The sequence below is a fragment of the Sphingopyxis sp. YF1 genome, assembly GCF_022701295.1.
GTDB lineage: Bacteria > Pseudomonadota > Alphaproteobacteria > Sphingomonadales > Sphingomonadaceae > Sphingopyxis.
Genome location: NZ_CP033204.1, coordinates 3,393,545 through 3,412,835, shown reverse-complemented (window position 1 = coordinate 3,412,835; position 19,291 = coordinate 3,393,545). Strand labels below are relative to the sequence as shown.

The 19,291-nt window shown below is 67.5% G+C and carries 21 protein-coding genes; 11 read left to right on the top strand and 10 right to left on the bottom strand.

What is annotated here, in order from left to right:
- Positions 1-21 precede the first annotated feature (21 nt).
- The 7 genes from ybaL (at position 22) to EAO27_RS16520 (ending at position 7,557) form a co-directional block, all read left to right on the top strand.
- Positions 22-1,671 carry a YbaL family putative K(+) efflux transporter gene (gene ybaL / locus EAO27_RS16550; protein WP_242771824.1) on the top strand — a complete coding sequence of 550 codons (1,650 nt, stop codon included), beginning with the start codon at positions 22-24 and terminating at the stop codon, positions 1,669-1,671.
- Between the two features lie 64 nt (positions 1,672-1,735).
- On the top strand, positions 1,736-3,514 hold the full coding sequence (recQ, locus tag EAO27_RS16545) for a DNA helicase RecQ (RefSeq protein ID WP_242771821.1): 1,779 nt from the start codon (positions 1,736-1,738) through the stop codon (positions 3,512-3,514).
- Positions 3,515-3,824: 310 nt separating this feature from the next.
- On the top strand, positions 3,825-4,259 hold the full coding sequence (locus EAO27_RS16540) for a TIGR01244 family sulfur transferase (protein ID WP_242771818.1): 435 nt from the start codon (positions 3,825-3,827) through the stop codon (positions 4,257-4,259).
- Entirely contained in the window at positions 4,256-4,663 is a 408-nt protein-coding gene (locus EAO27_RS16535) for a hypothetical protein (RefSeq protein ID WP_242771815.1), read from the top strand. The genes EAO27_RS16540 and EAO27_RS16535 overlap by 4 nt, the downstream gene beginning before the upstream one ends.
- 1 nt (position 4,664) lies before the next feature.
- Positions 4,665-5,570 carry a sterol desaturase family protein gene (locus EAO27_RS16530; RefSeq protein ID WP_242780615.1) on the top strand — a complete coding sequence of 302 codons (906 nt, stop codon included), beginning with the start codon at positions 4,665-4,667 and terminating at the stop codon, positions 5,568-5,570.
- Positions 5,567-5,875, top strand: coding sequence for a hypothetical protein (locus EAO27_RS16525; protein ID WP_242771812.1), 309 nt, complete (start codon positions 5,567-5,569; stop codon positions 5,873-5,875). The genes EAO27_RS16530 and EAO27_RS16525 overlap by 4 nt, the downstream gene beginning before the upstream one ends.
- Positions 5,876-5,970: 95 nt before the next feature.
- Positions 5,971-7,557, top strand: coding sequence for a GMC family oxidoreductase N-terminal domain-containing protein (locus tag EAO27_RS16520; RefSeq protein ID WP_242771810.1), 1,587 nt, complete (start codon positions 5,971-5,973; stop codon positions 7,555-7,557).
- Between the two features lie 27 nt (positions 7,558-7,584).
- Here the strand turns inward: EAO27_RS16520 and EAO27_RS16515 are convergent, their stop codons facing one another.
- Positions 7,585-8,127 carry a winged helix-turn-helix transcriptional regulator gene (locus EAO27_RS16515; RefSeq protein WP_242771808.1) on the bottom strand — a complete coding sequence of 181 codons (543 nt, stop codon included), beginning with the start codon at positions 8,125-8,127 and terminating at the stop codon, positions 7,585-7,587.
- Positions 8,128-8,211: 84 nt separating this feature from the next.
- On the opposite strand from EAO27_RS16515, the gene EAO27_RS16510 reads away from it, so the two are divergent.
- A complete protein-coding gene (locus tag EAO27_RS16510; protein ID WP_242771806.1) occupies positions 8,212-8,586 on the top strand; it encodes a VOC family protein in 375 nt (124 codons plus the stop codon).
- Positions 8,587-9,158: 572 nt separating this feature from the next.
- Here the strand turns inward: EAO27_RS16510 and EAO27_RS16505 are convergent.
- From EAO27_RS16505 to EAO27_RS16480, 6 genes are all read right to left on the bottom strand, one after another.
- Positions 9,159-10,517, bottom strand: coding sequence for an ammonium transporter (locus EAO27_RS16505; protein WP_242771804.1), 1,359 nt, complete (start codon positions 10,515-10,517; stop codon positions 9,159-9,161).
- 20 nt (positions 10,518-10,537) lie between these two features.
- Complete coding sequence (locus EAO27_RS16500; RefSeq protein WP_003043080.1) at positions 10,538-10,876, bottom strand: P-II family nitrogen regulator; 339 nt, start codon at positions 10,874-10,876, stop codon at positions 10,538-10,540.
- A gap of 498 nt (positions 10,877-11,374) precedes the next feature.
- The gene (locus EAO27_RS16495) at positions 11,375-11,929 is read right to left on the bottom strand and encodes a DUF4402 domain-containing protein (protein ID WP_242771802.1); all 555 of its coding nucleotides are present in this window, start codon (positions 11,927-11,929) and stop codon (positions 11,375-11,377) included.
- Between the two features lie 150 nt (positions 11,930-12,079).
- A complete protein-coding gene (locus EAO27_RS16490; RefSeq protein WP_242771800.1) occupies positions 12,080-12,277 on the bottom strand; it encodes a zinc-finger domain-containing protein in 198 nt (65 codons plus the stop codon).
- A 52-nt stretch (positions 12,278-12,329) separates the two neighbouring features.
- Positions 12,330-12,818 carry a DUF4402 domain-containing protein gene (locus EAO27_RS16485; RefSeq protein WP_242771798.1) on the bottom strand — a complete coding sequence of 163 codons (489 nt, stop codon included), beginning with the start codon at positions 12,816-12,818 and terminating at the stop codon, positions 12,330-12,332.
- A 73-nt stretch (positions 12,819-12,891) separates the two neighbouring features.
- A complete protein-coding gene (locus tag EAO27_RS16480; RefSeq protein WP_242771796.1) occupies positions 12,892-13,452 on the bottom strand; it encodes a DUF4402 domain-containing protein in 561 nt (186 codons plus the stop codon).
- A 111-nt stretch (positions 13,453-13,563) separates the two neighbouring features.
- Here EAO27_RS16480 and EAO27_RS16475 point away from each other — a divergent pair, with 111 nt between their 5' ends.
- Entirely contained in the window at positions 13,564-14,487 is a 924-nt protein-coding gene (locus EAO27_RS16475) for an ABC transporter ATP-binding protein (protein WP_242771793.1), read from the top strand.
- A 154-nt stretch (positions 14,488-14,641) separates the two neighbouring features.
- A complete protein-coding gene (gene nadB / locus EAO27_RS16470) occupies positions 14,642-16,231 on the top strand; it encodes an L-aspartate oxidase (RefSeq protein ID WP_242771790.1) in 1,590 nt (529 codons plus the stop codon).
- 180 nt (positions 16,232-16,411) lie between these two features.
- Here nadB and EAO27_RS16465 read toward each other — a convergent pair whose 3' ends face one another.
- From EAO27_RS16465 to EAO27_RS16455, 3 genes are read right to left on the bottom strand one after another with little or no spacing between them, the layout of a single operon-like run.
- Entirely contained in the window at positions 16,412-16,651 is a 240-nt protein-coding gene (locus EAO27_RS16465; protein ID WP_242771788.1) for a GlsB/YeaQ/YmgE family stress response membrane protein, read from the bottom strand.
- Complete coding sequence (locus EAO27_RS16460; protein WP_242771786.1) at positions 16,648-17,853, bottom strand: M20 family metallopeptidase; 1,206 nt, start codon at positions 17,851-17,853, stop codon at positions 16,648-16,650. The genes EAO27_RS16465 and EAO27_RS16460 overlap by 4 nt, the downstream gene beginning before the upstream one ends.
- Positions 17,822-18,805, bottom strand: a complete 984-nt coding sequence (locus EAO27_RS16455; protein WP_242771784.1) for an acyl-CoA desaturase — start codon at positions 18,803-18,805, stop codon at positions 17,822-17,824. The genes EAO27_RS16460 and EAO27_RS16455 overlap by 32 nt, the downstream gene beginning before the upstream one ends.
- An 89-nt stretch (positions 18,806-18,894) precedes the next feature.
- Between EAO27_RS16455 and EAO27_RS16450 the strand changes: the two genes are divergently transcribed.
- Positions 18,895-19,218, top strand: a complete 324-nt coding sequence (locus EAO27_RS16450; protein ID WP_242771782.1) for a metalloregulator ArsR/SmtB family transcription factor — start codon at positions 18,895-18,897, stop codon at positions 19,216-19,218.
- Positions 19,219-19,291 lie beyond the last annotated feature (73 nt).

Below are 19,291 nucleotides of genomic sequence, written 5' to 3'. Positions count from 1 at the left end.
TGCGCCCCCTACGCAAGGTTCATGCCGCACGACACGACATTGATCGGAACCGTGGTCGCCGGCCTCGGGGTCGCGTTCCTGATGGGAGCGCTTGCACAGCGGGTGAAGATTTCGCCGATCGCGGGCTATCTGCTCGCGGGCATCCTCGTGGGGCCGTTTACCCCGGGTTTCGTGGCCGACACGGGCCTCGCCATGCAGCTCGCCGAGATCGGCGTGATCCTGCTGATGTTCGGCGTCGGGCTGCATTTTTCGCTCAAGGACCTGCTTTCGGTCCGCAAGATCGCCGTACCCGGCGCGATCGCACAGATCGCGGTCGCCAGCGGGCTCGGGATCGCGCTTGGCCTGTGGCTCGGCTGGTCGGTCGCGGGCAGCGCGGTGTTCGGACTCGCGCTGTCGGTCGCTTCGACCGTCGTGCTGCTCCGCGCGCTCCAGGCGCGCGACATGGTCGAGACCGAAAAGGGCCGCATCGCGGTCGGCTGGCTGATCGTCGAGGATCTGGCGATGGTGCTCGCGCTCGTCCTCTTGCCCGCGATGTTCGGATCGCGCGGTGACGAGGGGCAGGGCGCGGGGCTGCTCCAGTCGGCGGGGATCGTGCTGTTCAAGGTCGTCGCCTTCGTCGCTTTCATGGCGGTGATCGCGCGCCGCGTGCTGCCGTGGGTGCTGCACTGGGTGGCGCACACCGGGTCGCGCGAACTGTTCCGCCTCGCGGTGCTCGCCATCGCGCTCGGGGTCGCGTTCGGTGCGGCGGTGGTGTTCGATGTGAGCTTTGCGCTCGGTGCCTTTTTCGCGGGCATGATCCTCGGCGAAACCCAGCTCAGCCGCCGCGCGGCGGAGGAGACGCTGCCGCTGCGCGATGCCTTTGCGGTGCTGTTCTTCGTGTCGGTGGGCATGCTCTTCGACCCGATGGTGCTGGTCGAGCAGCCGGGGCCGGTGATCGCGACGGTGGCGATCATCGTCGTCGGCAAGTCGGTCGCCGCCTACTGGATCGTCCGCGCCTTCGGCCACGGGTCGCAGACCGCGATGACGGTGTCGGTCAGCCTCGCGCAGATCGGCGAATTCTCCTTCATCCTCGCGGGGCTCGGGGTCGGGCTCCAGGTGCTGCCCGAAACCGGGCGCGACCTGATCCTTGCCGGTTCGCTGCTGTCGATCCTGTTCAACCCGATCTTCTTTACCCTCGCGGTCAAGCGCATCCGGTCGGAGGATGCGTCCGGGGCCGAAGCGGAAGCTGCCGCGCCCGCGTCCGACGCGCCCGCGCCGTGCAACGCGGGGGTGGTGCTGATCGGCTTCGGCCGCGTCGGCAGCCATATCGGCACGCTCGTCTGCGGCCGCGGCGAAGGGCTGACGGTGATCGAAGACCAGAAGGACATGGCGGCGGCGGCGGAAAAGGCGGGCGCGCGTGTGATCGTCGGCGACGCGACCAAGGAGAGCATCCTGCGCCAAGCGGGCATCGAGGATGCGTCGACCCTGCTGATCGCGATCCCCGAGGGGGTCGAGGCGGGGGCGATCGTGCGCAAGGCGCGCGCGATCAACGCCAGGCTGGTGATCGTCGCGCGCGCGCATTCGGACGAAGAGGTCGACGATCTCGTGCGCCGCGGCGCCGATCATGTCGTGATGGCCGAACGCGTGACCGCGGCGCGGATGGCCGAGCGGGCAATGCTCGCGCGGGCGTAAAGCCCCTCCCCTTCAAGGGGAGGGCTTGGTTTCACATCGCATCCGCCCTATCGCGCCCCCCATCATGACCGCCGACGCGCTGCTTCCCCTGCTCAAATCGACCTTCGGCTTCGACCATTTTCGCGGGAAGCAGGCCGATGTCGTTGCGCGGGTGATGGCGCGCGCACGCACGCTCGCGGTGATGCCGACGGGGGCGGGCAAGTCGCTGACCTACCAGCTGCCCGCGGTTGCGCTCGATGGCTGCGTCGTCGTCGTGTCGCCGCTGATCGCGCTGATGCACGACCAGCTGCGCGGTGCGCGCGCGGCGGGGATCCGCGCCGCCAGCCTGACCAGCGTCGATGCCGACTGGGCCGAGACGCGGCAGCGTTATCGCGACGGCGACCTCGACCTGCTCTATATCGCGCCCGAGCGCGCGACGGGCGAGGGGTTCCGCGCGCTGATGGAGGCGCGCCGCCCGGCGCTGTTCGCGATCGATGAGGCGCATTGCGTTTCGGAATGGGGGCACGACTTTCGCCCCGACTATCGCCTGCTCCGTCCGCTGCTCGACGCCTTTCCCGATGTGCCGCGGCTCGCGCTCACCGCGACTGCCGACAAGCACACGCGCGAGGATATTCTCGTCCAGCTCGGCATTCCCGAAGACGGGCTGATCCTTGCGGGTTTCGACCGGCCGAACATCCGCTATGCGGTGCGCCCGCGCGTGTCGCCGGCGAAGCAGCTCACCGATTTCATCGCCGCCAATCCCGGCCCCGGCATCGTCTATTGCCCGACGCGCGACGGAACCGAACGCATGGCGGCGAAGATCGCGGCGACCACCGGGCGCCGCGTCGCCGCCTATCACGCCGGGCTTGACCCCGAATTGCGCGCGCGCGTCCAGCACGACTTCGTCGCGTCGGAAGACGGGATCGTCACCGCGACGGTCGCGTTCGGCATGGGGATCGACAAACCCGACGTGCGCTTCGTCGCGCACGCCGGCCTGCCCAAGTCGATCGAGGCCTATTATCAGGAAACGGGGCGCGGCGGGCGCGACGGTGACCCTGCGGAGGCGCTGATGCTGTGGGGCGCCGACGATTTTGCGCGCGCGCGGATGCGGCTGTCGGAACTGCCCGAACTGCGTATCGCGGGCGAACGCGCGCGGTTGAACGCGATGGCGGCGCTGGTCGAAACGGTCGAATGCCGCCGCGCGTTGCTGCTCCGCCATTTCGGAGAAGACCCGCCGACACGCTGCGGCAATTGCGACAATTGTCTCGAACCCCCGGCGCAGATCGATGCGACGGTGCTCGCGCAGAAACTGCTCAGCGCGGTCTATCGCACCGGACAAAGCTATGGCGCGGGGCATGTCGAGGCGGTGCTGACGGGCAAGGGCGACGAGCGCATCGCGAGCCGCGGTCACGACAAATTGTCGGTCTTCGGCATCGTCGGCGGCGACGAGGCGCGGCTGATCAAGCCGCTCGTTCGCACCCTCGTCGCGCGCGAGGCGCTCGAGACGACCGAGCATGGCGGGCTGATGTTCGGCCCCGCCGGGCGCGCGGTGATGAAGGGCGAGACGCCGGTGCTGATCGCCGAGCCGCCGGCGCGGCGCTTGCAGCGCGGCGGGCGCGGTGGCGCGGGCGCCGCGGCCAACCCGGTCGGCGACCCGCTGTTCGACGCGCTGCGCAGCGTCCGGCGCGAACTCGCGGCCGAGGCAGGGGTGCCGCCCTATGTGGTGTTCCACGACGCCGTCCTCCGCGCGATGGCGAGCGAGAAGCCCGACAATCTGCACGCGATGGGACGGATTCCCGGCGTTGGCGCGAAGAAGCTCGAAGCGTGGGGCGACGCGTTTCTCGATGTGATCCGCCAGTTCTGACGAGCGCTGTCGCCCATGGGCGGGGCGGCTTTTGCGATGTCGGAAAACGACCGGTAGCGGCCATTCTTCTCCCCTCCCGCTTGCGGGAGGGGTCGGGGGTGGGCAGCGGCGTCGCGATGGCCCACCCCGCTGCGGCTAGCCGGCAAGCCTCGCTGCCCCTCCCGCACGCGGGAGGGGAAACCGGTTCGCCACTCAGTCGGCTGCTTCCCACCCCAAAGCTGCCGTCGTCGCAAACGCTCGCCAGCGCGACGATCGCAGGCGGCGGCTTTCACGCTTGTCAGCACCGGTCCATCGGCACTAGACCGGCCGCATGAGCGATTTTCGTCCCCTGTCCGCCGACTATAGCGTCGCCCCGCAAATCTCGATCGAGGATGTCGCCGCGGCGAAGGCGCAGGGCTTTGCGCTGATCGTCAACAACCGCCCCGACGGCGAGGAACCCGCGGCGCCGCAAGGCGACGCGATCGCGCACGCCGCGGCGGCCGAGGGACTGGCCTATGCCGCCATTCCCGTCGGCCATGCGGGTTTCAGCCACCCGCAGCTCGATGCGCTCGACAAATTGCTCGTCGCCGCGACGGGGCCGGTGCTCGCCTATTGCCGGTCGGGCACGCGCTCGACGCATTTGTGGGCGCTGGCGCGGGCCCGCGCCGGCGACGACATCGATGCGATCTGCGACGCGGCAGCGAAGGCGGGCTATGATCTTTCGGGGCTGCGGCCGATGATGGACGCGCTCGCGGGCGACAAGTGACAACGGCGTTTCTCGTCCAGACCGGGGCGTCGCTAGCCGCGGTGCTGGTCGTCGTCTGGCTGGTCAAGGCGATGGGGCTCGGCACCGATCCGCGCATCGCCGACGCCGATCATGCGATCCGGCTTGCCGAAGAGGCCGAAGCGGGGTTCGGCGGCGTCGATGTCGCGCGCGACCGGGCGGGTTTCGCGGCGATCGTGCGCAATCGCGAAGGGCGGATGATGCTCGTCCGCGCGCACGGCAATCATTTCGCGGCGCGGCCGGTCGATGCGAGCGTGATCGGGAGGCTCGACAAGGATTTCCTGACGCTCGAAACCCCCGAGCGAACCTTCGGGACGGTGACGCTGCAACTGGGGAAGGAAGCGGGGATGTGGGCGAGCCGGATGCGGGATCTGAACTGTGGATAGCCTGCCCGATCCCGTCGTCTATGCGGTGCCCGCCTTTCTGCTGTTGCTGATCGCCGAGATGCTGGTCGCGCTGCGCCGCGACAGGAGCCGTTATGAAGCGCGCGATACGCTGACCTCGCTGGTGCTCGGGACGGGCAGCCAGGTCGCGGGCGCTCTCGTCGGCGCGGCGGTCGTCGCCATGTCGGTGTGGGTGTATCAGTTCCACCTGTTCGACATCGGGATCGAATTCAAGACGTGGTGGTGGGCGTGGATCCTCTGCTTCTTCCTCGACGATCTCGCCTATTATGCCTTCCACCGCAGCGCGCACCGCATACGCTGGTTCTGGGCGAGCCACGTCATCCACCACAGCTCGCAGCATTATAATCTGTCGACCGCGCTGCGGCAGACCTGGACCGGCTTTTTCAGCCTGACCTTCCTCTTCCGTTTGCCTTTGTTCCTGATCGGCTTCCCGCCCGCGATGGTCTTTTTCTGCGCGGGGCTCAACCTGATCTACCAGTTCTGGATCCATACCGAGGCGATCGGGCGGATGCCCAAATGGTTCGAGGCGGTGATGAACACCCCGTCGCACCACCGCGTCCACCATGGCGTAAACCCGCGTTACCTCGACGCCAATTATGCCGGCGTCTTCATCATCTGGGACAAGATGTTCGGCAGCTTCGTTCCCGAGCGCGACGACGAGCCGGTGCGCTACGGCATCGTCAAGCAGCTCGGCAGCTTCAACATCCTCTGGGCCGCGGTGCACGAATGGGTCGGCATCGCGAAGGACGTCTGGCACGCGCCGTGGAAGCACAAGCTTTCGTACATGTGGCGCGAACCCGGCTGGAGCCACGACGGCAGCCGCGCGACCAGCGCGATGATCAAGGAACGCTGGGCGGCGGGGCGGCCGGGCGAAGAGACGGCGAAGTGAGTGCCGCGCGCTGGCGATATTGGGATGTGCTGGCTCTCGTCGCCGGTGCGGTCCCGATCTTTCTCGCCGTGATCGCGAGTGCCAATGATCTTCACTATGGCGGCTCGGCGATCTTCATCGGGTCGGCGGGTGCGTCATTCGCGCTGGCAGCGCTGCTGTCCGTCATCGTCTTCCCGATGAGCGCCGCTATGGGTTGGCGATCTGGAAACCGCTGGCTGATTGCTGCAGGCGGTGTGTTGCTGCTGCTGAGTGCTGCGCCTTCGCTGCTCCTGCTGGCGGGCTGCGCTCGGGGCGATTGCATCTGACGACTGCCGCATCTGGCCTCTTGCTTCGCCTTCTAATGACATTCATGTAAGTCCCGAATGACCACCGATCGGGTGGCGAGGGAGAGCAGCGCGTCATGGATCAGTTCGACATCATCGTCATCGGCGGCGGCAGCGCGGGGAGCGCGGCGGCAGGACGGCTCGCCGCGGACGGGTCGCGCAGCGTGTGCCTGATCGAGGCGGGCGGGACCAACGACACCGTCCGCGTCAAGACGCCGGGCTTCATGCCCTTTATCCCCGATGCGTCCAATTATCGGTACGAGACGGTGCCGCAAAAGGGGCTGAACGGGCGCACCGGCTACCAGCCGCGCGGGCGGGGGCTGGGCGGGTCGAGCGCGATCAACGCGATGGTCTATATCCGCGGGGTGGCCTTCGACTACGACCAGTGGGCGGCGCTGGGGGCGACGGGCTGGAGCTATGCCGATGTGCTGCCCTTCTTCAAGCGCAGCGAGGGGAACGAGCGCGGCGGCGACGACTATCATGGCGCCGACGGTCCGCTCAACGTGATGGACCAGCGCTGGCCCAATGTGACGAGCCGGCGTTTCGTCGAAAGCGCGGCGGCGCTGCAACTGCCGCAGACGCCCGACTTCAACCGCCCCAGCAACGAAGGCTTCGGCCTCTATCAGGTGACGCAGAAGGCCGGCGAGCGCTGGTCGGCGGCGCGCGCCTATGTCGAGCCGCTGCGCGGTCGCGCCAATTTCGACATTCGCACCGGCGCGCTGGTCGAGAAAATCCTGGTCGAGGAGGGTCGCGCGGCCGGGGTCGTGATCCGGCGCGGCGGCCGGCGCGAAACGCTGCGCGCGCGGGGCGGGGTGATCCTGTCGGCGGGGGCGTTCAACAGCCCGCAAATCCTGATGCTGTCGGGGATCGGCCCGGGCGCGCATCTTCGCGAGCATGGCATCGACGTGGCGCTCGACCGCGCCGGGGTCGGCGACAATCTGCAGGACCATATCGACTATGTGTCGAGCTGGGAGACGCGCTCGACCGACGCCTTCGGCAACAGCCTCGGCGGCACCTGGCGGATGGTGAAGGCGATCCTCGAACACCGCCGCCGGCGCACAGGGATCATGACCACCTGCTTCGCCGAGGCGGGGGGATTCTGGAAAACGCACCCCGACCTGCCCGCGCCCGACATCCAGTATCATTTCGTCCCCGCGATGCTCGAGGATCACGGCCGCACCAAGGTGAAGGGGCACGGTTTTTCGGTCCACGCCTGTGTGCTGCGTCCCGAAAGCCGCGGCACGGTGCGGCTTGCCGCCGCCGATGCCGCCGCCGCGCCCGCGATCGATCCGGGTTTCCTGACCGACGACCGCGACATCGCGACGCTGCGCGCCGGGGTGCGGATGATGCACCGCATCGTCGCCGCGCCGCCGCTGTCGGACTATGCCGGGGTCGACCGGCATCCGGTGGCCATCGACGACGATGCCGCGCTCGACGCGCTGATCCGCAGCCGCGCCGACACCGTCTATCACCCCGTGGGCACGTGTCGCATGGGCAGCGACGCCGACGCGGTGGTCGACCCGACGCTGAAGGCCAATGGCATCGACGGGCTGTGGGTCGCCGACGCGAGCATCATGCCGCGGCTGGTCAGCGGCAACACCAACGCGCCGAGCATCATGATCGGCGAACGCGCCGCCGATTTCGTGAAGGCCGCGCTGCAATAGGCCGCCCGCCCTTGCGCGAGAGCGCCCTCATGCCCGGCAGGCCTCCGCCAGCATCCGCCCGCGTCCGGTGAGGTCGTAGCGGCTCGCCGGCGGCCGCCCGTCGATCACTTCGCGCACGACCAGCCCATGCCCGCCGAGCGCCGCCAGCCCCTGCGACAGCGCACGCGGGGTCGCGGGCGCCAGCAGCCGCGACAGCGCGTTGAACCGGTCGTGCCCCGCGCCGATCCCGGCGACGAGCGGCAGGCCCCAGCGCGTCGCGGCGCCGGGGGCAAGGCCGATCGCGGCCTGCGCCGCGGCGACCGTGGCGGCGCGCGCCGCCGCCGCCGTCCCCGCCTCGGTCAGGATATATTCGGGGCGCAGCGGATGGCCGTGCCCCGGATTGCGCTGCACCCACCCCTGCACCGCCGCGGCGTCGAGCGTGCGCGCGAGGCTGTCACGCGACAGCGCGAGCCGGTTCAGCAGCTCGACGAAGCGCGCCCCGCCATGCCCCGCAAGATCGGCGAGCAGCGGGACCAGCCAGCGGTGGCTGGTCAGCTGCGCGAGAAGGGGATCGGGGATGCTTGACGGCATTTGCTAGTAACTATACAAACCGGACTATCGGTGCAACGGGAATCGCGCGCGGCATCGTTCGCGCGACCGCAGAGGGAGCATTTTATGGCGCTGAAGATCGGATCCGAACTTACCTGTTCGATGGGGGTCAGCGACATGACCGCGTCGATCGCCTGGTACGCGCGCGTGATGCAGTGCGAACTGCTCTACCGCGCCGACGAGATCGGCTGGTGCGAGATGAAGACGCCGATGGCGGGGGTGAATATCGGGCTCAGCGAGGTCGAGGATGTCGTGCAGGGCGGCGGCGCGACCAATGTGTTCGAGGTCGCGGATATCGCCGCGGCCAAGGCGCATCTCGATGCCGAAGGGGTGCGGCAGGACGGCGACATCCAGCATATTCCAGGGCTGGTCAAACTGCTCACCTTCTACGACCCCGACGGCAATGCCTTCATGTTCTCGCAGTCCGAAGCGGCGAGGTGATCGCCGCCTGGCTGGCGCCGCTGTTCGCGATTGCGGCGCCGGTCGGCCCGGAGCGACGCGAATCGCGTGCTGGCCGCGTGCATGTTTGGTGCCGCGCGACGCGGCTGCTGCGCCATCGCCGCAATACGCGCTGAAAAATGCGGCTTCGGCGCGGCCTTCATGCTGCGCACAAAAAAAGAGGGCCGGGACTTGCGTCCCGGCCCAGCCTTTCAGGCTCTCCCCTCCTGAAACTCTTGATGGTTGAATGCCACATTAATGCCATTGTGGGAAGGCCTAAATTTGCAGCAACCGTGCCTATTTATTGTGCGCCTGCGAAGGCGGTTTCGGCGCGCCGGGCCGCTACCGCGCCCGGCGCGGTTTTGCGCCATCCGCGCGATCGCTCCTGATCGAATGGCGGCGCTGCGATGCCGTCCTGCCGCAGCATAAGAGGGTGGCCGCGAGCTGCGGCAACCCGGCCACAATCCAAAAAAGAGGCCGGGGACAAGCCCCGGCCAGTGGTTCGCAGGAGGAACCTGGTCGGACCCCGCCGCCTTTTTTTGAGGAGAGAGCGGCGGCGGGTGTCCTGTCTCGTGTCAATAATTGTAGGCGCGCTCGCCATGCTCGCCGAGGTCGAGGCCTTCGCGCTCCACCTCTTCGGAGACGCGCCCGCCGGTGACCGCCTTGGCGACAGTGAAGGCGATGGCGGAACCGACCGCCGACCAGAGGACGGCGACACCGACCGACTTGACCTGGATCCAGAGCTGCGAGCCGAGGACATAGTCGTCGCCTGCCGGACCGCCGAGCGCCGGAAGCATCGTGACCGCGGTCAGCACCGAACCGATCAGGCCGCCGATGCCGTGGATGCCGAACACGTCGAGCGAGTCGTCGAAGCCGAGGCGCGGCTTGAGCTTCATTACGAACCAGCAGCAGACGATGCCGGCGATCGCACCCAGCAGGATCGCGCCGAACGGACCCGAATTGCCCGCAGCCGGGGTGACCGCAACCAGTCCGGCGATCGCACCCGAACAGGCGCCGAGCAGCGACCCCTTGTGGCCGAGTGCGCGTTCGGTGAGCATCCAGAAGAGCACGCCGGCGGCGGTGGCGGTGAAGGTGTTGATCAGCGCGAGGCCGGCCGAACCATTGGCTTCGAGCGCCGAACCGGCGTTGAAGCCGAACCAGCCCACCCAGAGGAGGCCGGTGCCGATCAGCGTCATGGTCAGCGAGTGCGGCGCCATGATATCCTTCTGGTATCCGGTGCGCTTGCCGATGATGAAGCCGCCGACGAGCGCCGCGATGCCCGCGTTGATGTGGACGACGGTCCCGCCCGCGAAGTCGAGTGCGCCCCAGCCGAAGATCAGGCCGGTCGACGCATCGTCGCCGCCGAGATACCAGACCATGTGCGCGATCGGATAATAGACGATGGTCAGCCAGACGATCGCGAAGACCATCACCGCCGAGAATTTCATGCGCTCGACCAGCCCGCCGAGGACGAGCGCGACGGTAATCGCCGAGAAGGTCATCTGAAAGGCGATGAACACGAATTCGGGGATTTCGACGCCGTCGGTAAAGGTCGCGACCGCCGAATCGGCGTTGACCCCGGCGAGGAAATATTTGCCCGACGAGACGAACTGGCTCGCGTCGCCGCCGAAGGCGAGGCCATAGCCGTACATCACCCACAGGATCATCGCGAGCGCGGCGACGGCGATGATCTGGGTCAGCACCGACGCCATATTCTTGGTGCGGACGAGCCCGCCGTAGAAGAGCGCGAGCCCCGGGACGATCATCGCCATGACCAGCACGGTCGCGGTCATCATCCAGGCGGTGTCGCCCTTGTCGACGGTTGCGGCAGGCGCTGCCGCGGCGGCCGCCTCCTGCGCCCAGACGGGCAGCGCGGCGAACAGTGCGAGGCCCCCGGCCCCGGCGGTCGCCGCAGATTTATGTGCGAAGTTCATTGCTTCCCCCTTCATTCTTTTCAGAGAGCCGCCTCGCCGGTCTCGCCGGTGCGGATGCGCACGGCCTGACCGACGTCGAGGACGAAAATCTTGCCGTCGCCGATCGACCCGGTCCCGGCGCTTTGCTGCAGTGTTTCGACGACCCGCGGCGCGAGCGCGTCGTCGCAGACGAGCTCGATCTTCACCTTTGGCACCATGTTGGTCGCATATTCGGCGCCGCGGTAGATTTCGGTCTGCCCCTTTTGCCGGCCGAAGCCCTTGACTTCGGTGACGGTCATTCCGGCGATGCCCAGCCCGGTGAGGGCTTCGCGCACCTCGTCGAGCTTGAACGGTTTGATGATAGCCAGGATCAGCTTCATGACGCCCCCTTTTGCTTGTTGCAAAATGCTGCGGTGCAACAGCCGTGCCAAATTACGCGGACGCGGCGTTCAGCGACATTTTCTGAAGAAAAGGGTGGCGATCACGACCGTTTCGATCCGAATCTTGGGCAGCGACATCACGGCTGTGCTTAAATTTTGGGCAGGGGGCTTCGAGGCGAAGGACGGTGTGGGGGCGGGGAGCGGGCATCGGTTGAGCGTCGCTCCCGCGAACGCCGGGGCCGCATCCGGTTCGCGCCGCGCTGGCGGATCGGGTCGCCAGCGGCCGCGTTCCAGGACGCGTGACTCCGGAACGCCCTTTGCGGGGACGATGGTCTTTTCTCCCGATCTCCTCGTCGCGCAGCGATGGGGAGGGGGCCGACGAGGCGCGGATCAAGGGGTCGCTGCGCGGCGTCATCCCGTCATGTGCGGCCGCGGTCCCGCACCATCTGCGCCTCCTGCATGACCGTGCTGCAAGCAGGGGTTATCGCAGAGCCAGTGCTACAGGTAATTCACCGTCAGCGTGAAGCTGCCGCTGTAGTCGCCCTCGGGCTGGTTTGCGGGGACGGTCAGCGTTCCGCCGATATAATAGGTCTGCACGCCGCTCGGCAGCAGCGTCGCCGAGGTGCCGAGCAGCGCGATGCCGCCGCCGCTTGTCGTCGCGGCGCGTGTCAGGCTTGCGGTCAGCGGCGCCGCGCCGCCGCCCGCACGCATCAGGCTGACGCTGTTGCTGCCGGTGACGGTGATCAGGATGATCCCGCCGGTGCCCTGGAAGATCGCGCGCTGTTCGCCGCCCCCCACGGTGGTGACCCCGCCTGCGGCCGTGCGTGCACCGGTCGCGGCGTTGATCGTCACCGTGCCGCCGCTCGTGCCGCTGATCAGCGTCCCGAAATCGAGATCGTCGGTCTTCACCAGCGTGTTCGGGCGAACGACGGTCGCGGTCGCCGTGCCCTGGTGATCGGCGGCGTGCGCGGGTGCGCACAGCGCGGCGAACGCCGCGGCGGCAGTCAGGGCGCGCGGTGCGCCCCGGTCGGTTCTGGTCCCTCGAATCCCCACGATCCTGCTCCTGTCCGGCACCGGCTATGCCGGTCGGACATGAATCGACGATGCGCGGGGTTGGTAAAGCCGCTGTTTACCCTGGGCGCGCGGGAGCGGGCGGGCTGGTTCTTGCCGGCAATCGACCTTGTTCGGCGACGCCGCCGGCGTTCAGCCCTTGTCGGCGATCCCGCCGATCAGGACAAAGCGCCGGTCGCAATAGCCGCAGTCGGCAAAGCCGTCGTCGGGATCGATCTCGAGCCACACGCGCGGATGGCCGAGCGCGGCGTTGGCGAGCCCGTCGCCGGTGCCGTCGCAGGCGATGCGGGTCTTGGGCGTGCGGATCGTTTCGGGGACGTTCTGGGTCATCGAGCGCGCCCATAGCAAGTGGGGGACAACGCCGCAATCGGGTCTGCGCGGGCTATTGATAGTTGAAGGTCACCGAAAAGCTGCCGCTATAGTCGCCTTCGGTCTGGTTGGCGTTGACGCGCAGGCGCGCGCCGACGGCAAAACCGATCACGCCGTCGGTGGCGGTGATGCGGTAATTATTGCCGTTGCCGATCGGCGACAGGCCGGTGAGCGCGCCGATCTCGAAATCGTCGACGCGCATCGGGGTGCCCGGGCCGGTCAGGAATATCTGGTTCGACCCGGTCCTGATGACGACGCGGTCGGCGCTGCCTTGACCCGCGAACCGCGCCGGCCGCGCGTCGCCCGAAGCCGCGACGACTCCGCCCGAACTCGTCACCGCGCCCGACGGGGCGACGGTGACAAAGCCGGTGGTCGCCGACGGAATCACCGATCCGAAGTCGAGCGGCTCGACGCCGATCAGCGACATCGGGCGGAGCACCAGCGCGCTCGCCCGGCCCTGCGTCTCCTGCGCCGCCGTCGGCGCCGTCCACAGCGCCGCCATGACGGCACCGGCAAGCGCGTTTCCCCCGAAACGCGCCAGTGGTCTTCCGGTGCCGTCCCCCCACATGCGGCGGTCAGAGATAGTTGAGGGTGATGGTGAAACTGCCCGCATAGTCGCCCGGTGCCTGGTTGGCGCCGACCTCGAGCGTCGCGCCGACCGGGAAATTATAATTGCCGAGCGGCGAGGTGATGCGGAAGCGCGTCGGCGTGGTCGACAGGATCGCGGTCGGGGTGCTGCCGATCTCGAAATTGCGCACGCGCATCGGCTGCCCCGGACCGGTGATCCAGATGCTGTTCGCACCCAGCGCGATATTGACCTGGCGGTTGAAACTGCCCAGCCCCGCGAAACGCGCGGGTTCGCCGCCCGATCCGGCCAGCGTCACGCCCCCGGTGCGGCTGCGCGACCCGTCGGGGGCGAGCGTCACGGTGCCCGCCGACGCCGACGCGACGATGTCGCCGAAATCGAGATCGTTAACCTTGAAGAAGGAGAGCGGCCGCAGCACGATGGCTTCGGCGTCGCCCTGCGCGCCGGCCTGCGCGTGCGCCGACGATGCGGCGAACGGCGCAAAAATGAGCGCGATAGCGGTCAGGCTCCACTGCGCGGGCAGCGGGCGATTTGTGTGTCTGGTCCTCACGCCGCCCCTCTTAGGCGCGATGTGACAAAATATGCTTACCCGCGATGGTAAAATATTCCTTGCCCGAACACGGGCTTTCGCATGCCCGGGCGCGCGGCTATGGAAGCGGCCATGAGTGAAGCCGCCATCCGCATCGACGCCGTCTCGAAACTCTATGCCGGCGGCAAGCAGGCGCTCGACAATGTCAGCTTCGACGTGCCGCGAGGGGCAATCTTCGGGCTGCTGGGGCCGAACGGCGCGGGCAAGTCGACGCTGATCAACATCCTCGCGGGTTTGGTCAACAAGACGAGCGGACATGCGAGCATCTGGGGTTTCGATATCGACGCCGATCCCCGCAACGCCAAATATTCGATCGGCATCGTGCCGCAGGAAATCGTCTTCGACCCCTTTTTCACGCCGTTCGAGACGCTCGAGAATCAGGCCGGCCTTTATGGTGTGCCCAAGGGGCGGCGCATTTCGGACGAGCTGCTCGCCGCCGTCCACCTCAGCGACAAGCGCGACGCCTATGCGCGCACGCTGTCGGGGGGCATGAAGCGCCGCCTGCTCGTCGCCAAGGCGATGGTGCATTCGCCGCCGATCATCGTGCTCGACGAACCGACCGCGGGGGTCGACATCGAGCTTCGCCAACAGCTCTGGGAATATGTGCAGTCGCTGAACGATCGCGGCGTCACGGTGGTGCTCACGACGCACTATCTGGAGGAGGCCGAGGAACTGTGCGACCGGATCGCGATCATCAACCATGGCAAGCTGATCGCGAACAAGCCGACGCGCGAGCTGGTCGACATGGCGCGCGAGAAGATCGTCGTCGTGACTTTGGATGCCGACGTGACCGAGCTGCCGACGCATCCCGCCTTCGACAAGGTCGAGCATGAAGGGACCCGCGGCCTCGCGATCCACTACAACAAGGACCGCACCAATGCAGGCGAGGTGCTCGCCGCGGTCAATGCGATGGGGCATGGCATCGTCGACGTCTCGACCCGCGAGGCCGATCTCGAGGACGTCTTCCTCAACCTGACGCGCGCGGCGAATGGGTGAGGGCGCTTGCCCTTCTCCCCTCCCGCGGGCGGGAGGTTTGCCATGCCATTGCTATTCCGCTCGCGCTGAGCTTGTCGAAGCGCCGTCCTTCCTTTAGCGCCAAAGAAATACGGTCCTTCGACAAGCTCAGGACGAACGGTTGAGAGGGACGCTTATGGCCTCGCAGCATAGCGAACACGACGTCATCATCGTCGGCTCGGGCGCCGCCGGGCTCACCGCCGCGATCGCGCTCGCCGATCATTGCCGGGTGCTCGTGCTCGCCAAGGGCGAGCTCACCGGCGGGTCGACCGCCTGGGCGCAGGGCGGGATCGCCGCGGTGCTCGACGCGGGCGACACGTTCGAGAACCATATCGAGGACACGATGGTCGCGGGCGCCGGGCTCAACCGGCGCGAGACGGTCGAGTTCGTCGTCGAAAACGCCCCGCATGCGATCGAACGCCTCGTCGAGATGGGCGTGCCTTTCAACAAGGACAGCGACGCGCTCCACCTCACCCGCGAGGGCGGGCATTCGCACCGCCGCATCGTCCATGTCGACGACGCGACCGGCTGGGCGGTGCAGGCGGCGCTATTGAAGACCGCCGAGGCGCATCCGAACATCACTTTGCTGCCGGGGCAGGCGTGCGTCGATCTGATCACCGGGCGGCACGAGGAGCGCTATTCGGGCTCGGGTCGCGTCTGGGGCGTCTATGCGCTCGACGAGAAGAGCGGCAAGGTGCGCGCGCATGTCGGCCGCGCGACGATCCTCGCCAGCGGCGGCGCGGGGCGCGTGTACCAGTTCTCGACCGCGCCGCGGGGCGCGACCGGCGACGGTATCGCGATGGCCTGGCGTGCGGGCGCGCGCGTCTCGAACATGGAAATGATGCAGTTCCACCCGACCTGCCTCTACAATCTCGAGGTCAAGAATTTCCTGATCACCGAGGCGGTGCGCGGCGAGGGCGGCCTGCTCAGGCATCCCGAGACCGGGCATCGCTATATGCCCGATTATGACGAGCGCGCCGAACTCGCGCCGCGCGATATCGTCGCGCGTGCCAACGACGACCAGATCAAGCGCTACGGGCTCGACTATGTCCATCTCGACATCAGCCATCTCGACCCCGATTTCGTCGCCGGGCATTTTCCCAACATCTATGACAAGCTGCTGACGCTCGGCATCGACATGACGAAGCAGCCGATCCCGGTGGTGCCCGCGCAGCATTATACCTGCGGCGGCATCCTGATCGACCTCGACGGCCGCACCGACCTCCCCGGGCTCTACGCCGCGGGTGAATGCACCGAGAGCGGGCTGCATGGCGCCAATCGCCTCGCGTCGAACTCGCTGCTCGAATGCTTCGTCTTCGGCGAGGCCGCGGCCAGGGACATCGTCGCGCGCTGGGACGCGCTCGAAGCGCCGCCGCCGATCCGTGCGTGGGACGAAAGCCGCGTCACCGACTCCGACGAAGAGGTGATCATCAAGCAGAACTGGACCGAAATCCGCCGCTTCATGTGGAACTATGTCGGCATCGTGCGCACCACCAAAAGGCTGGAACGTGCGCAGCACCGCATCAACATGATGACCCACGAAGTCGAGGACTATTACGGCCATTTCCGCGTCACGACCGACCTGATCGAACTGCGCAACCTGCTGCAATGCGCCGAACTGATCGTGAAGAGCGCGCTCCACCGCAAGGAAAGCCGCGGGCTGCACTATACGCTCGACTATCCGGCGATGCTGCCGCAGGCGGTCGATACGGTGCTGGTGCCCTGAGGCGGGAAAGGGCGCGCCGCGAACCGCCCGTCCGCGGCGCGCCAGCCGTGTCGACCCGTCGATCGCGGGCGCGATGGCACCGTCGATCGGGGCCCCACGCCGGGGCCGTCACGGACGGTGCCTGCTTGTGACGATTCGCGCGTTCGCGCCTTGATCGGCGTCAAATTTTCACGATGGGCATCAACCGAACAGCAGTCGCCCGACGAAGATCAGCACGATCGCGCCGACGACCGACGCGAAGCAGCCCGCACCATGAAATTCGCGCTGCCCGCGCGAGGTGACGAGCCCCGCCAGCAGCGACCCGCCGATGCCGAGCAGGATCGTTGCAAGCCACCCCATATCGACCGCGCCGGGATAGAAGAAACGCGCGAGCGCCCCGATGAGCAGGCCCGAGATGATGGCGCTGAGGATGTTGATCATGCGCTGAATCCCTCGTTCAGAAACCGCTCCGCCAGCGCCGCGTGCAGCGCCGCGCCGCGTGCCATGACCTTTTCATCGAGGACCATGCGGTTCGAATGGAGGCCGCAGCAGCTTCGCCAGTCGCTCCCTTCGTGGCTCGCGCCGAGCCAGAACATCGCACCCGGCACCTTTTCGAGGATATAGGCGAAATCCTCAGCGCCCATCACCGGGTTGTCCATCGTCAGCCAGGCGGCCTCGCCAAAGGTCTCCTCGACGACGCGCTGGCCGAAGGCGGCGGCGCGGCTGTCGCAGACGGTGACGGGGAATCCTTCCTCGATATGCACCTCGGCGGTGCAGCCATGGGCCTCGGCGATCGCGGGGGCGAGGCGCTTGAGTTCTGCGGCGACCATCGCGCGGCGGTGCGGCGACAGCGTACGGATCGTGCCCAGCATCTCGGCGCTCTCGGGGATGATGTTGTTCGTCGTGCCTGCTGCGATCCTGGCGATCGTGATCACCGCGGGGTCGAACACCGATATGCGGCGCGTCACCATCGTCTGGATCGCGGTGACGATCGAACAGGCGACGGGGATCGGATCGATCGCGTCGTGCGGCATCGAAGCATGGCCGCCGGCGCCCTTGACGGTGATCGACAGGACATCGGACGAGGCGAGCAGCGGCCCGGGCTTGCCCGCGAACACGCCGTGCGGCGCATTGGGCATGATGTGGAGCGCAAAGGCCGCGTCGGGCAGCGGGTCGATCAGCCCGTCGTCGAGCATGAAGCGCGCGCCATGATGACCCTCCTCGCCCGGCTGGAACATGAACATCACGGTTCCCGGCAGGCGGTCGCGTGCCGCACACAGCAGCTTCGCCGCACCGACGAGCATTGCGACATGCGTGTCATGCCCGCAGGCGTGCATCGCGCCGTTTGTCTCGGAGGTGAAGTCGAGCCCCGTGTCCTCGACCAGCGGCAGCGCGTCCATGTCGCCGCGCAGCAGCACCGTGCGCCCGTTTGCGGGGCCGCGCAGCGTCGCGACGAGTCCCGTCGTCGACGGCCCCTCGCGAAATTCGAGCGGGAGGCCGGCGAGCGCGTCTTTTATCTTCGCGAGCGTCTTGGGGTTCTGCAGCCCCAGTTCGGGCTCGCGGTGGATCGCGCGGCGCAGGTCAACGAGGTCGGGAAGGATGGTGTCGGCCTCAGCGGGCCAGCTGTGATTGAGAGTGTCCATGCGGCGAGTGTGGCGCGAAGCCATGTCCGTGTCGAGGGAGCACGGACAGACCGGGACGCTCGCCCAGCGTTTCGGGGGTCTGCACGTCCCACAGCAGCCCGAACCGTTCGCCGAGCCGGATCAGCGCATAGCCCCAGTCGCTCTGCCCCGGGTGCAGCCCGATGCGCGCCGACCCCGGATAGGCGTGATGATTGTTATGCCACGCCTCGCCCATCGTCGGGATCGCCGCCCAAGGCACGTCATAGGCCTGCACGCCATGCGCATCGACCGTCCAGTGCTGCGGCCCGCGATTGTGCGCGAGATGGCCGACGAGCCAATGGCCGTGATTGGCGACCGCGACGCGCGCCGCGACGCCCCACATCACCCAGCCCCAGCCGCCGATCGCGAAGAAGAGCAAAGCGACGGGCAATTGCTGCCAGCGCCAGCTCCTTTCGAGCCAGCCGATGAAGGGGTCGCGGTCGAGTTCCGCAAAATCGAAGCGTGGCGGGCGCTTGAGGTCGAGCCGGCAATAGATCTGCCACCAGGCGTCGCGGACGATATTTGTGCCGTGGCGCAGGAAGGGGTGGCAATCGGCCTGCCTTTGCGCCCAGTCGCGGGTGTCGTGCGCGCGGACGATGCCATAGGGCCCCGCCATGCCGACGAAGGCGCCGAACCAGATCAGCGTCCGCGCCAGCCAGCGCCGTGTGGCGAAGCTGCCGTGGATCATCATCCGGTGATAGCCGACGCTGTGCCCGAGCAGCAGCGCGGCGCCGGTGGTGAGGAAGAAGAGCGCGATTGTCCCCGGGGTGACAAAGAAGGGACCGGCGACCATCGCGACCAGCGCCATGCCGCCGTTCCAGGCGATGCTCGGGATGTCGGCGCGGACGGTGCCAGCGACCGGATCGGGGCAATAGCCGGGGGCCGGCGTATCGATCAGGAAATTCACCGCATGGGGATCGTCACCGCTCCGCATCGCCCGACTCCTCGCTCGCAAAGAATATAAGTAATTACTTAAATAAATTATTGCTTGTCAAGGCCGGGCGAAATGCCCATTTCGGGACGATGGAACGGGTTTTTCAGGCATTGGCGTCGACGCCGCGGCGTCGAATTCTCGCCTATCTCGCGCATGCCGAATTGAGCGCGGGCGACATCGCCGCGCGTTTCGAGATGAGCAAGCCCGCGGTGTCGCAGCATCTGTCGGTGCTCGAAAACGCCGGGCTGATCGCGAGCGAAAAGCGCGGCCAGTTCGTCTTCTACCGCCTGATCCCCGATGCGCTGACCAATGTACTCAACGGATATGTGCAGGAAGTCTGCCCGGTCTCGCGCCCGCTGAAAGCCGAATCGCGCGCGCTGGCGGAGAAGGCGAAGGCGGGGTCGCCCGATTGAGGTGGCGTGACCGAATGACTGCCGTCCGGTTTCGGGTGTTTGCGGACATAACAATCCTCCCTGTGGCCGCAGG